Source organism: Nocardiopsis sp. FIRDI 009, from assembly GCF_003386285.1.
In the GTDB taxonomy this organism is placed as follows: Bacteria; Actinomycetota; Actinomycetes; order Streptosporangiales; family Streptosporangiaceae; genus Nocardiopsis.
Genome location: NZ_QPNC01000059.1, coordinates 1 through 1,430, shown reverse-complemented (window position 1 = coordinate 1,430; position 1,430 = coordinate 1). Strand labels below are relative to the sequence as shown.

General features: G+C 67.6%; 1 protein-coding gene. It reads right to left on the bottom strand.

Features of this window, described 5'->3' with window-relative positions; translation table 11 throughout:
* The coding region (ahcY, locus tag DVR05_RS26450; RefSeq protein ID WP_116248629.1) for an adenosylhomocysteinase at positions 1–1,430 on the bottom strand (1,430 nt) is incomplete at its 5' end.

Genomic DNA, 1,430 nt, shown 5'->3' with positions numbered 1-1,430 from the left:
CTAGTACCGGTAGTGGTCGGGCTTGTAGGGGCCCTCGACGTCCACGCCGATGTAGGCGGCCTGCTCCTTGGTGAGCTTGGTCAGCTTGACGCCCAGGGCGTCCAGGTGCAGACGCGCGACCTTCTCGTCGAGGATCTTCGGCAGCGTGTACACGTTGGTCGGGTACTGGTCCTGCTTGGTGAACAGCTCGATCTGCGCGATGACCTGGTTGGTGAAGCTGTTGGACATCACGAAGCTCGGGTGACCGGTGGCGTTGCCCAGGTTGAGCAGGCGCCCCTCGGACAGCACCAGGACGGACTTGCCGTCGGTGAAGGTCCACTCGTGGACCTGCGGCTTGATCTCCTTCTTCGTGATCCCGGGGATCTTGGCCAGCCCGGCCATGTCGATCTCGTTGTCGAAGTGCCCGACGTTGCCGATGATCGCCTGGTGCTTCATCCGGGCGATCTGGTCGGCCATGATCACGTTGAAGTTGCCGGTGGTGGTGATGAAGATGTCACCGGTCTCCAGGACGTCCTCCAGGGTGGTGACCTGGAAGCCGTCCATGGCCGCCTGGAGGGCGTTGATCGGGTCGATCTCGGTCACCACGACCCGGGCGCCCTGGCCGCGCAGGGCCTCGGCGGAGCCCTTGCCGACGTCGCCGTAACCGCACACGACGGCCACCTTGCCGCCGATGAGGACGTCGGTGGCGCGCATGATGCCGTCGGGCAGCGAGTGGCGGATGCCGTACTTGTTGTCGAACTTGCTCTTGGTGACCGAGTCGTTGACGTTGATCGCGGGGAACGCGAGGCTGCCGTCGCGCTGCATCTCGTACAGGCGGTGCACGCCGGTCGTGGTCTCCTCGGTGACGCCCCTGATGCCCGCGGAGATCCGCGTCCACTTCTGGGGGTCCTTGGCCAGGCTCTCCCGCAGCAGGCGCAGGACCACGCCGAACTCCTCGCTGTCGGCGCTCTCCGGGTCGGGGACGGCGCCGGCGCGCTCGTACTCCACACCCTTGTGGACGAGCATCGTGGCGTCGCCGCCGTCGTCCAGGATCATGTTGGGCCCCTCGGCGCCGGGCCAGGTCAGCGCCTGTTCGGTGCACCACCAGTACTCCTCCAGCGTCTCGCCCTTCCAGGCGAAGACCGGGACGCCCTGGGGGTCCTCGGGGGTGCCGTGGGGGCCGACGACCACGGCCGCCGCGGCGTGGTCCTGGGTGGAGAAGATGTTGCAGCTGACCCAGCGCACCTCGGCGCCCAGGGCGACCAGGGTCTCGATGAGCACGGCGGTCTGCACGGTCATGTGCAGGGAACCCATGATCCGGGCGCCCCGCAGGGGCTTGCTGTCGCCGTACTCCGCGCGCGTGGCCATGAGGCCGGGCATCTCGTGCTCGGCGAGCCGGATCTCGTCACGGCCGAACTCGGCCAGGGACAGATCGGCGACCTTGAAGTCGA